Genomic DNA, 17,763 nt, shown 5'->3' with positions numbered 1-17,763 from the left:
GTGCCGCAGCGGGTTTCGAGGCGCTGGAGCGCCTCGAAAATCTGCGTTAAGCGGCAACGGATTCCGGTTCGCCGGTCCCTTCCGGCTTTTGCGGTTCGGTGTTTTTTTTCGCCCTTTTCCGGCGGGAAAACACCCTGGTGAGGAATTGGCCGAACCGGTCCATTTCCACGAAGATGACGGGCGTGATGAACAGCGTCAGCAATTGCGACACGATGAGGCCGCCGACCACGGCGATGCCGAGCGGCTGGCGCAGTTCCGAACTCGCGCCCGAGCCGAGTGCGATGGGAAGTGCCCCAAGCAGCGCGCAGAAGGTCGTCATCATGATCGGCCGGAACCGGCGCACGCAGGCCTCGTGAATGGCGGTTGCTGGTCGTTCCGCTTTTTCGCGTATCAACTCCACCGCAACATCGATCATCATGATCGCATTTTTCTTGACGATGCCGATCAGCATCAAAAGGCCGATCAGCGCGATGATCGAAAAATCCATGCCCATCACCTTCAGCGCCACCAGCGCGCCGAAGGCGGCGGCTGGCAGTCCGGAGAGGATGGTCAGCGGGTGGATGAAACTCTCGTAAAGCACGCCGAGAACCACATAGATGGTCAGCACCGCTGCCAGAATAAGGATGCCGGTATTGCCCTGGCTCTGCTGGAAGATCGCCGCCGTGCCGCCATAGCTGGTGAAGACATCCTGTGGCAGACCTATCGTGCTCTTGATCTGGTCTATCCGGCTTGTGGCATCGGACAGCGCCACCCCATCCGGCAGGTTGAAGGAGATGGTGGTGGAGACGAGCTGGCCCGTCTGGTTGATGGTAACAGGCGCCTGCGTGCGGGTAAGGGTGGCGAAGTTGGAAAGCGGAACCAGAACCCCGGATTTTGCCGAAAGAATGTTGATATCGCTGAGGAAATCGTCCTTCCAGGGTTTGGAACTGTCGAATTCCACAATCACGTCGTAGCTATCGCCAGTAGACTGGATTTGCGCCGCCGTATAACCTCCGAAAGACATTTCCAGCGTCTTGCGCAATTGGTCATTGGTAATGCCGAAGGCGGCGGCCTTTTCCGGATCAACGGAGATCGTGGCGGCGATCGCACCGTTCTGGGCGTCGGAGGTGACGGAGGTGAAGGTGTGGTCGCGACGCATCGCGTCCATCAGCTTATTCGACCATTCGTTGGTCGTGTCGGCATTCAGACCCTGAACGACGAGCTGGTATTGGCTGGCGGAGCTGCGCCCGCCAAAGCGCAGGCTCTGCTGCGGATTGATATAGGTGCGGATGCCCGCCACTTTCGATGCGGCCTGACCCAGTTCCGCCAGCACCTGGCTGAGCGGCGCCCGCTCTTCCTTGGGCTTCAGTTCCACGAACATCGAGCCGTTGTTCAACGGATTGCGGGAATTGCCGCCGACGATAGAGGTGACGTGCACGACGGCTGGATTCTTGCGGATCTGATCGGCGACCTGCGCCTGGAGATCGCGCATCGCCGTATAGGAAATATCCTCACGCGCCCGTGTCGAAACCGAAAGACGTCCGATATCTTCCTGTGGAAAGAAGCTGGAGGGCAGGGTTTCGAAGAGATAGAGCGACGCCGCGACCGAAGCGAGAAACGATGCCAAAACGATGCGGCGGTGGGAGAGGCACCAGCCGACGGCGCGGCCATAGGCGCGCAGCGTGCGTTCGAAACCCGCATCGAACCAGCGGATGATCGCAGGTGGTCTGGAGGAGTGGCCGGAGAGGCGCGAAGCGAGCATCGGCGTCACTGTCAGCGAGACCAGCGCCGAGGCCATGATAGCCAGCGTGACGACCATGCCGAACTCGTTGAAGAGCCTGCCGATAACGCCGCCCATCAACAGAATGGGAATGAAGACGGCCACCAGCGAGATTGACATGGACAGAATGGTGCCGCTGACTTCCGCCGCGCCCTGCAAGGCCGCCTCGCGCATAGGCAGGCCTTCTTCATGCAGGCGCAGGATGTTTTCCAGCATGACGATGGCGTCATCCACCACCAGCCCCACCGATAGCGTCAGCCCGAGCAGCGAGATGTTGTCGATGCTGTAGCCCAGAACATACATCATGCCGAAGGCGGTGATGAGAGACAGGGGTACTGCAAGACCGGGAATGATGGTCGCCGTCAGGTGCCCGGTGAAGAGATAGATGACCGCAACCACCAGCCCGATGGTGAGAAACAGGGTGAACTGAACGTCTGAGATCGCATCCTTGATGGCGGTCGAGGCATCATTCATGACGTTGATATTGACGGAGGGCGGCAATTGCTGGTGAAGCGCCGGCAGCTTCGCCTTGATGGCGTCCACGACGTCGACGGTATTGGCGTCCGGCTGACGCTGCACGGCGAGAACGATGGCCTGTTCGCCATCGAACCAGCTGCCGGCATTGGTGTTGTCGATGCTGTCGGTGACATTGGCGATATCGCCGAGATGGATCGGCGCGCCATTATTCGTCGAGACGACCAGCGAGCGGAAGGCGGCCGCATTGGTGCGCTGGGTATCGGCCTCGATCGTCAAGCGCTGATTGTCGGTCTGCAAGGCACCAACGGGCACCTGATTATTCGCCTGGGCGATGGCCGTGGTGACGGTGTCGACGCCAAGCCCTCTTGCCTGAAGCTGGGCCGGATCAAGGCCGATGCGCACGGCATAGGTTTGTGCACCATAGATGCTCACCTGCGCGACGCCGGAAATTGTGGAGAGAAGCGGTGAGATGATGTTTTCGGCGATCTCATCCACCTTGCTGGTCGGCATTTCCTTGCTGTTGACGGCGAGCAGCAGCACCGGCGCATCGGCCGGGTTGGTCTTGCGATAGCTCGGCGTCGTCGTCATGTTGCTGGGCAATTGCCGCTGCGCGCGGGAAATTGCGGCCTGCACATCGGCCGCCGCGGCGTCGATATCGCGGTTGAGATCGAACTGCAGCACGATCGAGCTGTTGCCGAGCGTGTTGGTGGCGCTGATTTCGCTAACGCCGGGAATGGTTTCGAACTGCTTGACCAGCGGCGTGGTGACCGATGTGGCCATGGTTTGCGGCGAAGCGCCTGACAGCGACGAGGAAACGTTGATCGTCGGAAAATCCACCTTCGGCAGGGCGGCGACGGGCAGCAGGCGGAAGCCGGCAAGCCCGGCCAGCACCAGGCCTATGGCGAGAAGCGTGGTGGCGACGGGCCGGTTGATGCAGAAATTAGGGATCATTGGCCGCCAACCTGTACCTGCGGAATATTGGCGGCCAGATTGGCAGCCGCACCGCCCTTGTCGGAGAATTGCTCGACAACCGTCTGGCCGTCGGCAAGTTCGGATTGACCTTCAACGATGATATGTTCGCCACCATTAAGGCCGCTTGTTATGGCGGTGAGATTGCCATTCGAGCGGGCGACTTCCACCGGCGTCATGTGGGCATGATGCTCACTATCGACGGTATAGACGAAATTGCCCTTCGGTCCGGGGCGCACGGCGACTGTCGGCACCACGATCATTTCATCCCCCGAGACGAAATGGGCCGTGACGTTTACCGACTGGCCGGGCCATAAAAGACCGCGATCGTTCTTGAACTCCGCCTTGGCGAGCACCGTGCCGGAGGTCTGGTCCACCGTATTGTCGTAGAACCGCAGTACGCCGCTCATCGGTTCGCCTCCCGTCGCCGCGGGGTCGACATCGACTGCGGTATCCTTTGCCACGCCTTCACGAAGTTGCGGCAGGTAGCGCTGTGAAAGCCGGAAACTGACCGAGATCGGGTCATATTTGGTGATCGTCACGATGTTGACGCCCGCACTGAGATAGGCGCCGGGGCTGACCGTGATGTCGCCGAGCCGCCCATCGAACGGGGCGCGGATTTCCATATGTTCGAGCGCCACCTCATCGGATGCGAGCGTTGCCTTGTCGGCGTCGGTCTTGGCACTGGCGCTGTCGCGCGCTGCCCGTGCCTGATCCAGTACCTGTTGCGATTCAGCACTTTGCTTGACCAGATTAGCGGCGCGCTGGAAGGCGGCCTCGGTCTGTTCCAGCGTTGCCTGATCGGCGGCGATATTGGCCTTGTCCTTGTCGACGGCGGCCCGTGCGATGCGATCATCCAATTTGAGGATCAGATCGCCCGCCTTGATATGCTGGCCGTCCCTCGCGCTGATCTCCGTGACGAGACCAGCCTGAAGCGGCGCGATATTGGTGATATCGGCCGCAACCGCCCATCCCGTCGCCGTTGCATCCATCGGCAGCGTCGCCTTGGCGACGGCGATGGTGCTGACCGTGGGTGGTCCACCGTTACGCCGTCCGCCGCCCTGCCTTTGTCCCGACTGCCGGGCCGGCTGGCCGTTCTGGGAGGACTGCGTTGCAGTGTCAGCGCCGGGCTGGGGAGATACGCTGGCAAATTGTTTGAGATAGGGAATTTGATCGAGCGGCAGGCGATCCTTGAAATACCAGGCACCGGCGGCTGCGATGGCAAGAACGCTGAGAGCGGTCCAGAAACGTTTCATCTGACGATTCCGCGTAATGAGAGCGATACATGTTTCCCGAACATGTGCGGCAAGCCTTGGGAGCAGCTTTCCCCCACAAGACACCCAATGCGTTGCGAAATCACCTTAAACTTTTGTAATGGCGGTGATGATGACCGTCGCCATATCCCCTGTCTTTCAAGGGTGGACGGCTTCGGTTCCCGCCCCAAGGCAATGTTTGATCACCTTCCTGTTCACCACTGGTTCCGGCCAAGGAAAAAGCCGCCTCGTTTCCGGGGCGGCTTTGGGATGAACGGCGAAAAGCCGCCGTTTAGAAGGCGCGGATGGCGTTGCGGGTCGCAAGAACGTCCTCGGCGACATTGCCCGTCGTTGCCGGTACGGAGCCGACGAGATCCAGGAACTTGTAAAGTTCAGTGGCCTGCGAGTTGGTGACATAGATGATGTCGCGATCCTGCATCGGGAACTTCGTGGCGGCGAAGAAGGTCGATGGATCGCGCAGATTGGCGCGGAAGATGACCGGCACGTCCTGTCCGGGGAACTTCGACGTATTGATGCCGAGCTTCACGAGAAGATCGCGCTTGACGATACGATAGACATAGACCTGAGCCGGGTCAGCGCGGGAATCGAGCAGTCCGCCCGCTTTGCCGAGTGCATCCGACAGCTTGAGATCGGCATCCTCGAACTCGAAACGCCCGTTGAGACCAGAAGCACCGAAGGCAAGGTAGGTGCGGCGTTCACGCTCCACCATGATCGTGTCGCCCGGAACTACATAGATGTTCTCGGACGGCGTGCTGACAAGGTGGTTGTAATTGACGCGGGCGGTCTTGCCGCGGCGGATCAGCGTGACATAGGATTCGATATTCGGAGCGCTGAGGCCCTTTGCGTAGGAAATGACGTCGAGAACCCGATCGCCCGCTTCCGAAAGCTGAACCTTCGTCGGCTCCTTGACGTCGCCCAACACGGAGGCCTGTGCGGAGCGGCTGGAAATCTTGGTGATGAGAACCTGCGGCTCGATGGCGCGGTTGGCGAGCCGTTCCTCGATTTCGCTCTGCACATCTTCGACGTTGCGGCCGGTGGCGCGAATCTTGCCCGCATAGGGAACGCTGATATTGCCTTCCCGGTCCACGGTCTGGTTCGGCAGGCTGATGAAGTTGCCGGGACGGCTGCCGGCGTCGTTTGGAATGAAGAGGCCGCCGGCCTGGCTTTCAAAAATTGCAACCTGCACCACGTCACCGACGCCCATCGGCAGTGCCGGAACGCCGCCCTTGCCGCCGCCGAAACTGCCGAGCAGGGTAGTGGTTGTGGTGTCGCCGACGTAATTGAGGACGGCGCTGTTGATGTCGAGCAGTGCGTAGTCGACACCGGCGGTTTTCTGCTTGTCCTTGGAGGCGAATTTCACCGAAGCGTTAGATTCGATCGAGGCTGCATCGGGGCCGGAGGCTGCGGTAACCGTGCAACCCGCCAGTGCTGCAGAGGCAAGCATAATCGAAACATTCAATAAACGCATTTGGTCCTCGAAATGAATGCCGTCCGAAAAGCAGAAATAATTCGGACATCGTATAAGTTTTTAAAAATAAGCACTTCATAAATGACACCGGTAAAGGAAATCCAAACCGGCATTACATCCGTTCAGCGGAATCGCATCCCGGGATGTTTACGTCCTCTGTCAGGCATATGCCTAATTTCAGACGATGCTTCAAGTTCATCATCGTTCAACTGTGCCGAAAAATTCCGGGCGAGGCGCGATGGTCGAACCCCAGACGGTGTCAGTATTGTTGCGCTTCAATATTCAGTTGGACGCCATCATCTCTTCGATTGCTGCATTGCGCTAGTGCAGTTTTGTCACGCCTGCGCGGTTTCTTTCGTTATTGAATTTCGTGAAGCCCAATCATTTATTTTATGGATGTTTTTATGCATCCGTCATGCCCGTTCAGCCAGCGCGAAATTCACGGTATCCGCGAATTCCCGCAGGAAACGTTCGCGGGAGAAGCGGGCGGCGTTGTTGATGCAGGCGTTCTTGTCGAAGCGGTCGGAATTGTCGACGAACTCCTGTACGGCGGCGCAGATCGCCTCCGGTGTCTGCTCCCCGAAATAAAGGCCGGTCGGATGGTTGGAGGAGCCGAGCGGGACGACGGTTTCCAGTACGCCGCCCTTGCCGTAGGCGATGACCGGTGTACCGAGCGCCTGGGATTCGACGGGCACGATGCCGAAGTCGTCTTCTGCCGCAAAGACGAAGGCCTGGGCCTCGGCCATATATTTGTGAAGCTCTTCATTGCCGACGAAACCGAGGACTTCGACATTCGGCGCGGCGATTTCGCGGATGCGTTTCATGTCCGGACCGTCGCCGATGACGACCAGCCGTTTGTCCGGCATCGTTGAAAAAGCCTCCACGATAAGGTGTACTTTTTTGTAGGGCACCAGCCGCGACGCCGTGACGAAATAGTCACCTTTAAGGTCGGACGGGGAGAGATGAGACGTGTCCACCGGCGGATATATCACGGTGGAATCGCGGCCATAACACTTGCGCACCCGGTTGCGGATGAATTTGGAATTGACCGTCATCAGGTCGACGCCGTTGGCGGTGCGAATGTCCCACATGCGGATATAGTGAAGAACAGCGCGCGCGATCCACGAGGTGAAGCCGCGCGTCAGTCTGGTCTCCTTGAGATACTGGTGCTGGAGGTCCCAGGCGTAGCGTATCGGGCTATGGATATAAGAGACATGAAACTGGCCCGGGCCGGTGATGACGCCCTTGGCGACCGCATAACTCGAGGAAATAACGAGGTCGTAGCCGCTGAGATCGAACTGTTCGATGGCGAGCGGCATCAGCGGCAGGTAGGAGCGGTATTTTTTCCGGGCGAAAGGCAACTTCTGGATGAAGGAGGTGTTGACGGGACGGCCGCCGAGAAAGCCGCGATCGCGCTCGCTCATGAAGTCGACAAGGCAGTAAAGATCCGCGTGAGGATAAATTTCAAGAAGGTTGTGAAGCACCTTTTCGGCCCCGCCTCTGTCGGTGAGCCAGTCATGCACGATTGCCGTCTTCATGATTTCCTCAATAATTTCAACGTAATAAAAATTAGTTTTCCGCCATGGAATAAAGTTTGGCGGTATAAAGTATCAGGTCTTTCTGCAGCCCTTGAAAACACGGCTGACGGCGTCAAATAGCGTAACGACTAATAAAAATGCGCGGGTATGTCTGTGGTGGCGTAGCGTTAGTCCGCTCTTTAATAGCACTTTGTTCGCAAATGCGAAATATCCAACCTTGTTAATTCCCTTTCTTCCTTTGCAGTCAAGCGCCGGTCGTCATTCCCTCTCTTCCAGCCGGAAAAGATGGATATCACGGCGCACCGTTTTTTCGGCGAAACTCCTGTTTTTTCATTGCCTTAAACGATTCCGCCACCTTTCGCAAAGACCTGTCTTGCGTTTCGCCGATCATGGAAACCGATCATCGGGCCGCATTGTCATTGACAAGGCGTCTTATCGAGATATTCTGTTATAAAGATGCATATAACATAATAATGGAACACATAAGAGCTGGGAGCTTGTCCATGAGACGTAAACTTGCATTTCTCGCCACCGCCGCTTTGCTGCTTGCGCCGGGTGTAATGATGGCTGCGGAGAAGGGCGGCGTCATCAATGTCGCCACGATCGGCGAGCCGCCGACACTCGACCCCATGGCGTCTACCGCCGATCTGGTCGGCATCGTCACGCAGCATATTTTCGAAACGCTCTATACCTTCGACAAGGGTTGGAAGGTGACGCCGCTTCTGGCGGAAAGCTTGCCCGAGATCAGTGCGGACGGCAAAACCTACACGATCAAGCTCAGGCAGGGCATCAAGTTCCATGACGGCAGCGACATGACGTCTGAAGATGTCGTCGCCTCGCTCGGCCGCTGGATGAAGATCGCCTCGCGCGGCAAGCAGGCAGCCGGCTTTATCGACAATATCTCCGCGCCGGATGCCGGAACGGTGACGATCGCTCTCAAGCAACCCTATGCGCCGCTCGTCTCACTGCTCGCCTTCAATAATTCGGCGGCGATCATCCTGCCGTCTGAAAAGCAGGCGGAGCCGATGGCCGAATTCATCGGCACCGGTCCCTATATGCTGAAGGAGCGCAAGGCCGACCAATATATCCAGCTCGTGCGCTTCGATGGCTACAAGTCCCGCGATGGCGAAAGCGACGGTTATGGCGGCGCACGCCATCAGTATCTCGATGAAATCCGCTTCGTTCCGGTGCCCGATCCGAATACCCGTGTCGAGGCCGCCGTTTCCGGCCAGTATGATTACGTCGATTCCATTCCGGTGGAATCCTTCGACAAGGTGAAGTCGTCGTCGGCCTCGCAGCCGCTGATGCTGAAGCCTTTCGGTTATCCCGTCTTCGTCTTCAACACGAAGGAGGGGCTGTCTTCCAAGCTTGAAGTCCGCAAGGCGGTGACCGAAGCGCTGAACATGGAAGACATGCTGGCGGCCGCTTTCGGCAGCACGGATTTCTACGCGCTCGACGGCGCCTATTATCCTGATAATTTCTCCTGGCATTCCGAAGAAGGCGTCGAGGGCAATTACAACGTCGGCAATCCGGAAGCCGCCGCCGAGAAACTCAAAGCCGCCGGTTACAACGGCGAACCTCTCCGCATCCTCACCAGCCGCCAGTATGAGTTCCATTACAAGATGGCGCAGGTCGCGGCGGAATATCTGAAGCTTGCCGGTTTCAAGGTTGATATGCAGGTGGTGGACTGGGCGACGCTGACGCAGCGCCGCGCCGACCCGAAACTCTGGGATATCTACATCACTCACAGCCCCTTCCTGCCGGAACCGGCGCTGATCGGCGCGCTCTCCACCGGCTCGCCGGGCTGGTGGGATACGCCGGCGCGCAAAGCCGCGGTTGACGCCTTCACTTCGGAAGCCGATCCCGACAAGCGTATCGCGCTCTGGGCCAATGTGCAGAAGACGATCTATGCGGAGCTGCCGCTCATCAAGATAGGCGACTTCAATGCCGTGGCGGCCAAGTCCAACAAGCTGGAAGGCGTCGATCCGGCTCCATGGCCCTACTTCTGGAATGCTTCGGTTACGAAATAAGGCCGGTTTGGCAATCGGGTGCCGGGTATTGCATCCGGCACTCTGTCGCCACGGATCTAGGGTCCTTGCCGCTCCCCTCATTCCTGTGCTCGTCACAGGAATCCAGCCGACGCGCGTCTGCGTGGCGAGAAGAGTCCTTTCAGCCCAAGGACTTGGGCTGGCTAGATTCCTGTGACGAGCACAGGAATGAGGGTGGAGTATAAGGCGGACGTGAGAAGAGAACGCTCGATTTTACTACCGTGAGTGCCGGAATTGCTGGCGCTCATCGACACCATTCAACCGTCGCCTGATAGCGGCAATCACGCGCCTTGGAGCCTTCATACGTGATACGGTATATTTTCCAGAGACTTGCGGGAATGATCGTGGTGATGTTCCTCGTCGTCACCATCGTCTTCGTCATCTTGCGCGTCACGCCCGGAGATCCAGCCGCCGTGATGCTGGGGCCGGACGCCTCGGCGCAGGATATTGCCGAGCTTCGCACCCGGCTCGGTCTCGACCAGTCGCTCGGCGTGCAATATGTCTATTATATCGGCCAGTTGCTCAAGGGCGATCTCGGCCAGTCGATCTTCCTCAACATGCCGGTCGGCTCAGCACTTCTGGACCGGGCCGAACCGACGTTTTTCCTGACGATTTTTTCGCTGCTGATTGCCAGTGTCATCGCGCTCCCCATCGGTATCTATGCTGCTTACCGGCGCGGTTCCTTCGTGGACCAGGCCGCGACCACCATCGCAATGCTGGCGGCGAGCATTCCGAGCTTCTGGCTTGGCCTGATCCTCATGCAGGTCTTCGCCGTGCGGCTCGATATGTTTCCGGTATCGGGTTATGGCGGACCGGGCGCGAGCTTCCTCGAGCGCATGTATCACCTGACCCTTCCGGCAATAGCGCTCGGCCTCGTTTCCTCCGCCCTCATTTTGCGCTTCACCCGCGCCTCGATGCTGGATGTTTTAGGTGACGATTATGTCCGCACCGCGCGCGCCAAGGGCGTCAAGGAACGCCGGGTGGTGCTGAAACATGCTTTGAAGAATGCGCTCATCCCCATCCTCACCGTGCTTGGCCTCACCGCCGCCGTGCTGATTTCCGGCGCAGTCGTCACGGAAACCGTCTTCGGCCTGCCGGGTGTCGGCAATCTTGTCGTCTCCGCCGTGCTCCGGCGCGACTATCCGGTCATTCAGGGGGCACTTCTCGTCATCGCCGGGCTTTACGTGCTCATCAATTTTGCAATCGACATGCTCTATCTGCTGGTCGATCCGAGGGTTCGTTACTGATGGCCGATATTGTTTCCACCGCCCCCCCGGCACGCAACCCCACCATCCTGTTCCTTCGGCGTCTCCTGAAGCGCAAGACGGTCGCTGCCGGTCTCATCGTGCTACTCGTCTTCGTGCTGTTTGCGGTTCTCGCACCGATGATTGCGCCCTATTCACCGTCGAAACTATCGATTGTGAACCGCCTGAAGCCGCCGAGCGAGCTTTACTGGTTCGGCACCGACGAGTTCGGCCGCGACGTCTTCTCGCGCACCATCTATGCCGGAAGACTGTCGCTTCTGGTCGGTGCCGCCGTGGTGGCGCTTTCGGCGCTGATCGGCATCACGCTTGGTTTGCTCGCCGGTTTCTTCCAAAAGCTGGATACGCCAATTGCGCGGCTGATCGATGCGATGATGGCCTTTCCGGATATTTTGCTGGCGATTGCGCTGGTGGCGGCGCTCGGCCCGTCGCTGACGACTGTCATCATCGCGCTTGCCGTCGTTTATTCGCCGCGCCTTGCCCGCATCGTGCGTGCCTCGACGCTGGTCATACGCGAATTGCCCTATGTGGAGGCGGCGAAGGCGCTCGGCATTTCCACCTTCCACATCATGACGCGGCATGTGCTGCGCAATCTGGTTTCGCCGATCCTCGTGCAATGCACCTTCCTTTTCGCCAGCGCCATGCTGGCGGAGGCCGGGCTTTCATTTCTGGGGCTTGGTGTCAGTCCGGAAATTCCCACCTGGGGAACCATGATCTCCGCTGGCCGCCAATATATCGGCCAGGCCGACTGGATGACCTATTTCCCCGGCTTTGCCATCATTCTTTCCGTGCTGTCGCTGCAAATGGTCGGCGACGGGCTGCGGGACATGCTCGACCCAAGACTGCGAAGGGATCTGTAATATGTCGTCCGGCGAACAGGCGAAAGCGCCTCTTCAAGCTCCCATTCTTCTCACCAATGTCAAACCCGTCGGTTTCGGAAAGGGTACATCACAGGCTTCGACCGATATTCTGATTGGCGGCGATGGCAAGATCGCCGCGGTCGGGCCTGCCATCCAAGCGCCCGTTGATGCGCGGCGCATCGATGCCAAGGGCGCCTTCATCTCTCCCGGCTGGGTGGATCTGCATGTGCATATCTGGCACGGCGGTACCGATATCTCCATCCGCCCCTCCGAATGCGGGGCCGAGCGCGGCGTGACCACGCTGGTGGATGCCGGTTCGGCGGGCGAGGCGAATTTCCACGGTTTCCGGGAATATATCATCGAGCCCTCGAAGGAGCGCATCAAGGCCTTCCTCAACCTTGGCTCCATCGGTCTCGTCGCCTGTAACCGAGTGCCGGAACTGCGCGACATCAAGGATATCGACCTTGACCGCATCCTCGAAGTTTATGCCGAAAACAGCGAGCATATTGTCGGCCTGAAGGTGCGGGCGAGCCATGTCATCACCGGCTCCTGGGGTGTGACGCCGGTCAAACTCGGCAAGAAGATCGCCAAGATCCTGAAAGTGCCGATGATGGTGCATGTGGGCGAACCGCCAGCACTTTACGACGAGGTGCTGGAAATTCTCGGCCCCGGCGATGTCGTGACCCATTGTTTCAACGGCAAATCGGGTTCCAGCATCATGGAAGACGAGGACCTGTTCAACCTCGCAGAACGCTGCGCAGGCGAAGGCATTCGGCTTGATATCGGCCATGGTGGCGCGTCTTTCTCCTTCAAGGTGGCGGAAGCGGCGATTGCACGCGGCCTGCTCCCTTTCTCGATCTCAACGGATTTGCACGGGCATTCGATGAATTTCCCGGTTTGGGATCTGGCCACCACCATGTCGAAGCTGCTGTCGGTCGATATGCCTTTCGAAAATGTGGTCGAGGCCGTCACCCGCAACCCGGCTTCCGTTATCCGCCTCGATATGGAAAACCGCCTCGATGTCGGTCAGCGCGCCGATTTCACGGTTTTCGATCTCGTCGACGCCGATCTGGAAGCGACCGATTCCAATGGCGATGTGTCGCGCCTGAAGCGCCTGTTCGAGCCGCGTTATGCGGTCATCGGTGCGGAAGCGATTGCCGCCAGCCGTTATATTCCAAGGGCGCGCAAGCTGGTGCGCCACAGCCACGGTTACTCCTGGCGCTGAACTCCACTGGAACGGCGAAGGTCAGTCCTCCGCCTTCCGCAGGCATTACGGGATACAAGTCCCGGCATTATGAGGAATTTGCGTGAAACAGTCTTCGCTCGACGCAGAAGGGCGGCTTTCGCCCTATGACCGGCTCGCCGCGCTCGGCATCTCCCTGCCGCCGCCGCCGCCGCCGATTGCCAATTTCGTCACCCATGTGGTGGAAGGCAACATGCTTTATCTTTCGGGGCAGGGGCCACGGGAAGAAAACGGTCATCTTTACGCCGGCAAGGTGGGCGCGGAAATCGGGCTGGAAGAGGCCTATAGCCATGCGCGCCTCACCGGCATCAACCTGCTTGCCGTCATGCATGAGGCGCTGGGGGACCTGTCGCGGGTAAAGAAGGTGGTCAAGCTGCTCGGCATGGTCAATGCGGTGAGCGATTTTCGCGATCACCCGAGCGTCATCAATGGCTGCTCCGATCTCTTCATCGATGTGTTCGGCGATGTGGGACAACATGCCCGGTCCGCCGTGGGTTTCGGCTCGTTGCCGGGCAACATCACCGTTGAGATCGAGGCAATCGTCGCGCTCAAAGGGTGAGGCCGTTTAATGGTTGCGCCAGCCCATCAGTTTTTCGATCCGTTCTGCCGAAACCCTGACCTGTTCGGTGTAATGGTTTTCGTCCGCCAGCACTTTCTGTTCCGGCAGCACGATGGAAATCGTCGCCACGCATTCGCCCCTGTTGTCGCAGATCGGCGACGCGATGCAGGCGACGGCATAATCGGATTCGGCGACCTGAATCGACAGGCGGTCATGAAAAGCGGTCGCCGCCGATTGCGACAGGGTCTCGGGGTTGATTTCCGCACGGCCCGTGGGCGAGGAACGGGCACAACGCCTGAAAAGTTCGAGGCGCTCTGCCTCCGGCAGGTGACCGACGAGCAGGCGACCGGATGCCGTCCAGTTCAGAGGAACGCGGGTACCGACGCGCGACGCGACCTGAAAGTGGCTCGGACCATCGGCCATGGCCAAGACCAGCATATGGTCGCCGTCGCGGCCGCAAAGCTGCACGGTCTCGCCCGCATGACGGCACAGATCGTGCATTTCGTGGGTGGCGACACCCATGAAATCCAGCGAACGGGCATAGGCAAGGCCATAATGGTAAAGCCGCGCGCCAAGCCAGATGTTGCCATCGGCATTGCGCGCCAGCATGTTCTTTTCAACGAGATCGTCGATGATGACATAGACGGTGGAAAGCGGCGCCTTGATCGCCTTGGCGATGGCGTAAGCACCGGCGGGCGATCCGGTTTCGTAAAGATAATCAATCACCTGAAGCGCGCGGTCGATGCCGCTGACGCGCGAGCGCTTGGCCGCCTTCGCGTTCGCGTTTTCGGCGGCGTCGGACAGGGCGGTTGAAGGCGTTTCGTCCAGTTTATGGGCGTCCAATTTTGGCTCCTCATGAATTTTGAGAAGCTATTACATTATTATGGCATATGTGTCGATGCCCATCGCATCGCAAAGGACAGGAGAAATACATGACCGAGGATATCAGAAGCAGGATCGGCCTTCGCCCGGTCATCAACGTCTCGGGCACCATGACCTCGCTCGGCGCATCGATTGTCGTTCCCGAGGCCGTTCAGGCCATGGCGGACATCCTGCCGCAATTCGTCGAGATCAATGATCTGCAACGCAAGGCGAGTGCGATCATTGCAAGGCTGACGGGCGGCGAGGCCGGTTTTGTCACGGCCTCCTGCTCGTCCGGCATCAGCCTTGCGGTGGCGGGCGCGATCACCGGCAACAATCTCTTGGCCATCGAAAAGCTGCCTGACGTGACCCCGGAAAAGAACGAGGTTCTGGTGCAGATGGGCCATGTGGTGAGCTATGGCGCGCCGGTGGATCAGGCGATCCGGCTTGGCGGCGGCAAGGTGGTGCTCATCGGGCAGGCGACATCGACCCACCGTTTCCACATGGAAAACGCCATCACCGAAAAGACGGCGGCGGCGGTCTATGTCGTCTCGCATCACGTCGTTGATTATGGCTTGCTGCATCTTTCCGAATTCGTCGAGATCGCCCATGCCAAGGGTGTGCCCGTCATCGTGGATGCGGCTTCCGAATATGATCTGAAGCTGTTTCTGGCCACTGGCGCGGATGTGGTGCTCTATTCCGGCCACAAGTTCCTCGGCGGCCCGACTTCCGGCATCGTCACCGGCAAAAAGGAGCTCGTGCGCAACGCCTTCCTGCAGAATATGGGCGTCGGTCGCGGCATGAAGGTCGGCAAGGAAAGCATCTATGGCGTCATGGCGGCGCTGGAAGCGTGGGAGAAGCGCGATCATGCCGGCATTCGCGAGCGCGAAACCAGCTATCTCAACCTCTGGAAAAAGACGCTGGACGGGCGCCCCGGCGTGACGGCGCTGATCGAGCCTGATCCGACCAACAACCCGCTCGACCGGCTGCGCGTCATCATCGATGCCGAAGAAGCGCATATCACCGCCTGGGACCTGACGACGGCACTTGCGAAAGGCAATCCTCCCATCATCACCCGCGATCATGAGGTGGAACACCGCTATTTCTATCTCGACCCCTGCAACCTGCATCCGGGCCAGGAAACCATCGTGGCTGCGCGTCTGACGGAAGAGCTGGATAGGGCGCGCGCCTCCAACGAGGTGATTGCAACGCCGTTCGAAGACCGCAGCCGCCACCGTTTCGACGGCATGCTGCGCTGGCCGGACTGATTAAGCGAGCGGGTGCCGCGAGTTTCTTCTCCCCGAGGGGGAGAAGGTCGCGGCAGCGGGATGAGGGGGCGCCCTCGCCGGATTTCGGAAACGGTGCCCCCTCATCCGACCCTTCGGGCCACCTTCTCCCCGGCGGGGAGAAGAAACTTGCGGCGACGCCGTGCCTGAACAGTTCAAACGAGAAGAAAAGAAGGGAACGATCATGACCATGCCGCAGTCAGCACCGCTTGGTGCCGAAGATGCCGTGCTTTCCGTCCGTAATCTCACCACGTCATTTCACGTGGATGGTGGCTGGAAACCGGTGGTGCGTGATATTTCCTTCGATGTCGGTCCGGGCGAGACCGTCGCGATCGTCGGCGAAAGCGGCTCGGGCAAGAGCGTGACATCGCTCTCCATCATGCGGCTGCTGGATCGGGAAAGCAGCAGGGTTCAGGGTGAAATCCTGCTTGGGCGTCGCAACCTGCTCTCCCTTTCCGAGGACGCCATGCGGCGGGTCAGGGGCAACGAGGTTGCCATGATCTTTCAGGAGCCGATGACCAGCCTCAATCCGCTTTTCACCATCGGTGACCAGATTTCCGAAGCTCTGTTGTGCCATCAACCGATGTCGAAAGCGGATGCGCGGGCAGAGACGGTCCGTCTGCTCGAAAAGGTTCGTATCCCTTCCGCCGCCTCGCGTTTCGATGAATATCCGCATCGCTTTTCCGGCGGCATGCGCCAGCGCGTGATGATCGCCATGGCGCTGGCGTCCCGGCCGAAGCTGCTGATTGCCGACGAACCGACAACGGCACTCGATGTCACGATTCAGGGCCAGATTCTTGATCTCATCAAGACGCTTCAGGAAGAGGAGGGCACCTCCGTCCTGTTCATCACCCATGATATGGGCGTGGTGGCGGAAATCGCCGACCGCACCGTCGTCATGTATCGTGGCGAGCAGGTGGAGGTCGGCGCGACGGCCGATATCTTCCATCGCGGCAAACATCCCTATACCCGGGCGCTTCTGTCCGCAGTTCCCGTTCTGGGCTCGATGAAAGGCGAGGAAAGACCGCTCCGTTTTCCCATCGTCGACACCACCACCGGGGAAACGCAGGAGCCGGCGCGCCCCGCCGACACTGTCAACGCCGCTGCACAGCCCGTTCTCAAAGTAGAGGGGCTGACCAAGCGTTTCGATATTCACTCCGGTCTTCTGGGGAGGCTCAGCGGCCGCGTGCATGCGGTGGAAAACGTGTCCTTCAATCTCAGGGCCGGGGAAACATTGTCGCTGGTTGGCGAAAGCGGCTGCGGTAAGTCCACCACCGGCCGCGCCATCATGCGGCTTATTGAGCCGGATGCGGGTTCGGTCGAGGTCAACGGCGAAAACATTCTCGCGCTCGACAAGACGGGCATGCGAGACATGCGCAAGACGGTTCAGATGATTTTTCAGGACCCCTTTGCCTCACTCAATCCGCGTATGACGGTAGGCGCGGCGATTGCCGAACCTTTTCTCGAGCACCGTATGGGAAGCGCTCGCGAGGCGAGAGATGTGGTGGCGGACATGCTGAGGAAGGTTGGTCTCTCGCCAGATATGGCTGCGCGTTACCCGCATGAATTTTCCGGCGGCCAGCGCCAGCGCATCTGCATCGCCCGCGCGCTGGCATTGCAACCGAAGGTCATCGTTGCTGACGAAAGCGTTTCGGCGCTGGATGTTTCGATCAAGGCGCAGGTCATCAATCTGATGCTGGATCTGCAGCAAAGCCTTGATCTCGCCTTTCTGTTTATTTCCCATGACATGGCGGTGGTGGAACGCGTCAGCCATCGTGTCGCGGTGATGTATCTGGGTGAGATTGTCGAAATCGGTCCGCGTGCGGCTGTCTTCGACAACCCGCAGCATGATTATACCCGCAAGCTGATGGCGGCAGTGCCGGTGCCGGACCCGGGCCGTCGCAACACACGACGCGGCGTTGCGAATGACGAGTTGAAAAGCCCGATCCGCGCGGTTGATCATGTCGTTACGCCACGGCAGTATCGTGAGGTTTCGCCTGGCCATCTTGTTGCCTGCTGACGGATCGGGCGTCTTCAGCAGCGTTTTCCCGTTCGCACCGGCAGATAGTTCGATTCTCTCGTTCGGAAGCTTTACAGGTGCGAGCATTTTTCTATACCGCTTCTGGCCGTGCAGCAGGGATGACGCGCGAAAGGCAGCC

Annotated in this window: 12 protein-coding genes; 7 read left to right on the top strand and 5 right to left on the bottom strand. The window is 59.3% G+C overall.

Going from position 1 to position 17,763, the window contains the following annotated elements; translation table 11 throughout:
- Positions 1-46: 46 nt before the first annotated feature.
- From BS627_RS16795 to BS627_RS16780, 4 genes are all read right to left on the bottom strand, one after another.
- Complete coding sequence (locus tag BS627_RS16795) at positions 47-3,187, bottom strand: efflux RND transporter permease subunit (protein ID WP_077984311.1); 3,141 nt, start codon at positions 3,185-3,187, stop codon at positions 47-49.
- Positions 3,184-4,461 (bottom strand): efflux RND transporter periplasmic adaptor subunit, encoded by a 1,278-nt coding sequence (locus BS627_RS16790; RefSeq protein WP_077984310.1) that lies wholly within the window; start codon positions 4,459-4,461, stop codon positions 3,184-3,186. The genes BS627_RS16795 and BS627_RS16790 overlap by 4 nt, the downstream gene beginning before the upstream one ends.
- A 289-nt stretch (positions 4,462-4,750) precedes the next feature.
- Positions 4,751-5,947: a polysaccharide biosynthesis/export family protein gene (locus BS627_RS16785; protein WP_077984309.1), complete on the bottom strand. Its 1,197-nt coding sequence runs from the start codon at positions 5,945-5,947 to the stop codon at positions 4,751-4,753.
- A gap of 413 nt (positions 5,948-6,360) precedes the next feature.
- Positions 6,361-7,485: a glycosyltransferase family 4 protein gene (locus BS627_RS16780; RefSeq protein WP_077984308.1), complete on the bottom strand. Its 1,125-nt coding sequence runs from the start codon at positions 7,483-7,485 to the stop codon at positions 6,361-6,363.
- 503 nt (positions 7,486-7,988) lie between these two features.
- Between BS627_RS16780 and BS627_RS16775 the strand changes: the two genes are divergently transcribed.
- From BS627_RS16775 to BS627_RS16750, 5 genes are all read left to right on the top strand, one after another.
- Positions 7,989-9,515: an ABC transporter substrate-binding protein gene (locus BS627_RS16775; protein WP_077984307.1), complete on the top strand. Its 1,527-nt coding sequence runs from the start codon at positions 7,989-7,991 to the stop codon at positions 9,513-9,515.
- 323 nt (positions 9,516-9,838) lie between these two features.
- Entirely contained in the window at positions 9,839-10,780 is a 942-nt protein-coding gene (locus BS627_RS16765; RefSeq protein ID WP_165691281.1) for an ABC transporter permease, read from the top strand.
- Positions 10,780-11,655 carry an ABC transporter permease gene (locus tag BS627_RS16760; RefSeq protein WP_077984305.1) on the top strand — a complete coding sequence of 292 codons (876 nt, stop codon included), beginning with the start codon at positions 10,780-10,782 and terminating at the stop codon, positions 11,653-11,655. The genes BS627_RS16765 and BS627_RS16760 overlap by 1 nt, the downstream gene beginning before the upstream one ends.
- Position 11,656: 1 nt before the next feature.
- On the top strand, positions 11,657-12,880 hold the full coding sequence (locus BS627_RS16755; RefSeq protein ID WP_077984304.1) for an amidohydrolase/deacetylase family metallohydrolase: 1,224 nt from the start codon (positions 11,657-11,659) through the stop codon (positions 12,878-12,880).
- Between the two features lie 82 nt (positions 12,881-12,962).
- Positions 12,963-13,457 (top strand): RidA family protein, encoded by a 495-nt coding sequence (locus tag BS627_RS16750; RefSeq protein WP_077984303.1) that lies wholly within the window; start codon positions 12,963-12,965, stop codon positions 13,455-13,457.
- A gap of 6 nt (positions 13,458-13,463) precedes the next feature.
- Here the strand turns inward: BS627_RS16750 and BS627_RS16745 are convergent, their stop codons facing one another.
- Positions 13,464-14,300 (bottom strand): IclR family transcriptional regulator, encoded by an 837-nt coding sequence (locus tag BS627_RS16745; protein ID WP_077984302.1) that lies wholly within the window; start codon positions 14,298-14,300, stop codon positions 13,464-13,466.
- 89 nt (positions 14,301-14,389) lie between these two features.
- Between BS627_RS16745 and BS627_RS16740 the strand changes: the two genes are divergently transcribed.
- Together BS627_RS16740 and BS627_RS16735 are read left to right on the top strand one after the other, a co-directional pair.
- Complete coding sequence (locus BS627_RS16740) at positions 14,390-15,586, top strand: aminotransferase class V-fold PLP-dependent enzyme (RefSeq protein ID WP_077984301.1); 1,197 nt, start codon at positions 14,390-14,392, stop codon at positions 15,584-15,586.
- 202 nt (positions 15,587-15,788) lie between these two features.
- Entirely contained in the window at positions 15,789-17,624 is a 1,836-nt protein-coding gene (locus BS627_RS16735) for an ABC transporter ATP-binding protein (protein WP_077984371.1), read from the top strand.
- Positions 17,625-17,763: the final 139 nt, after the last annotated feature.

The organism is Agrobacterium salinitolerans (assembly GCF_002008225.1).
Classification (GTDB): Bacteria; Pseudomonadota; Alphaproteobacteria; order Rhizobiales; family Rhizobiaceae; genus Agrobacterium; species Agrobacterium salinitolerans.
This window is presented reverse-complemented; position numbering and strand designations above follow the sequence as displayed.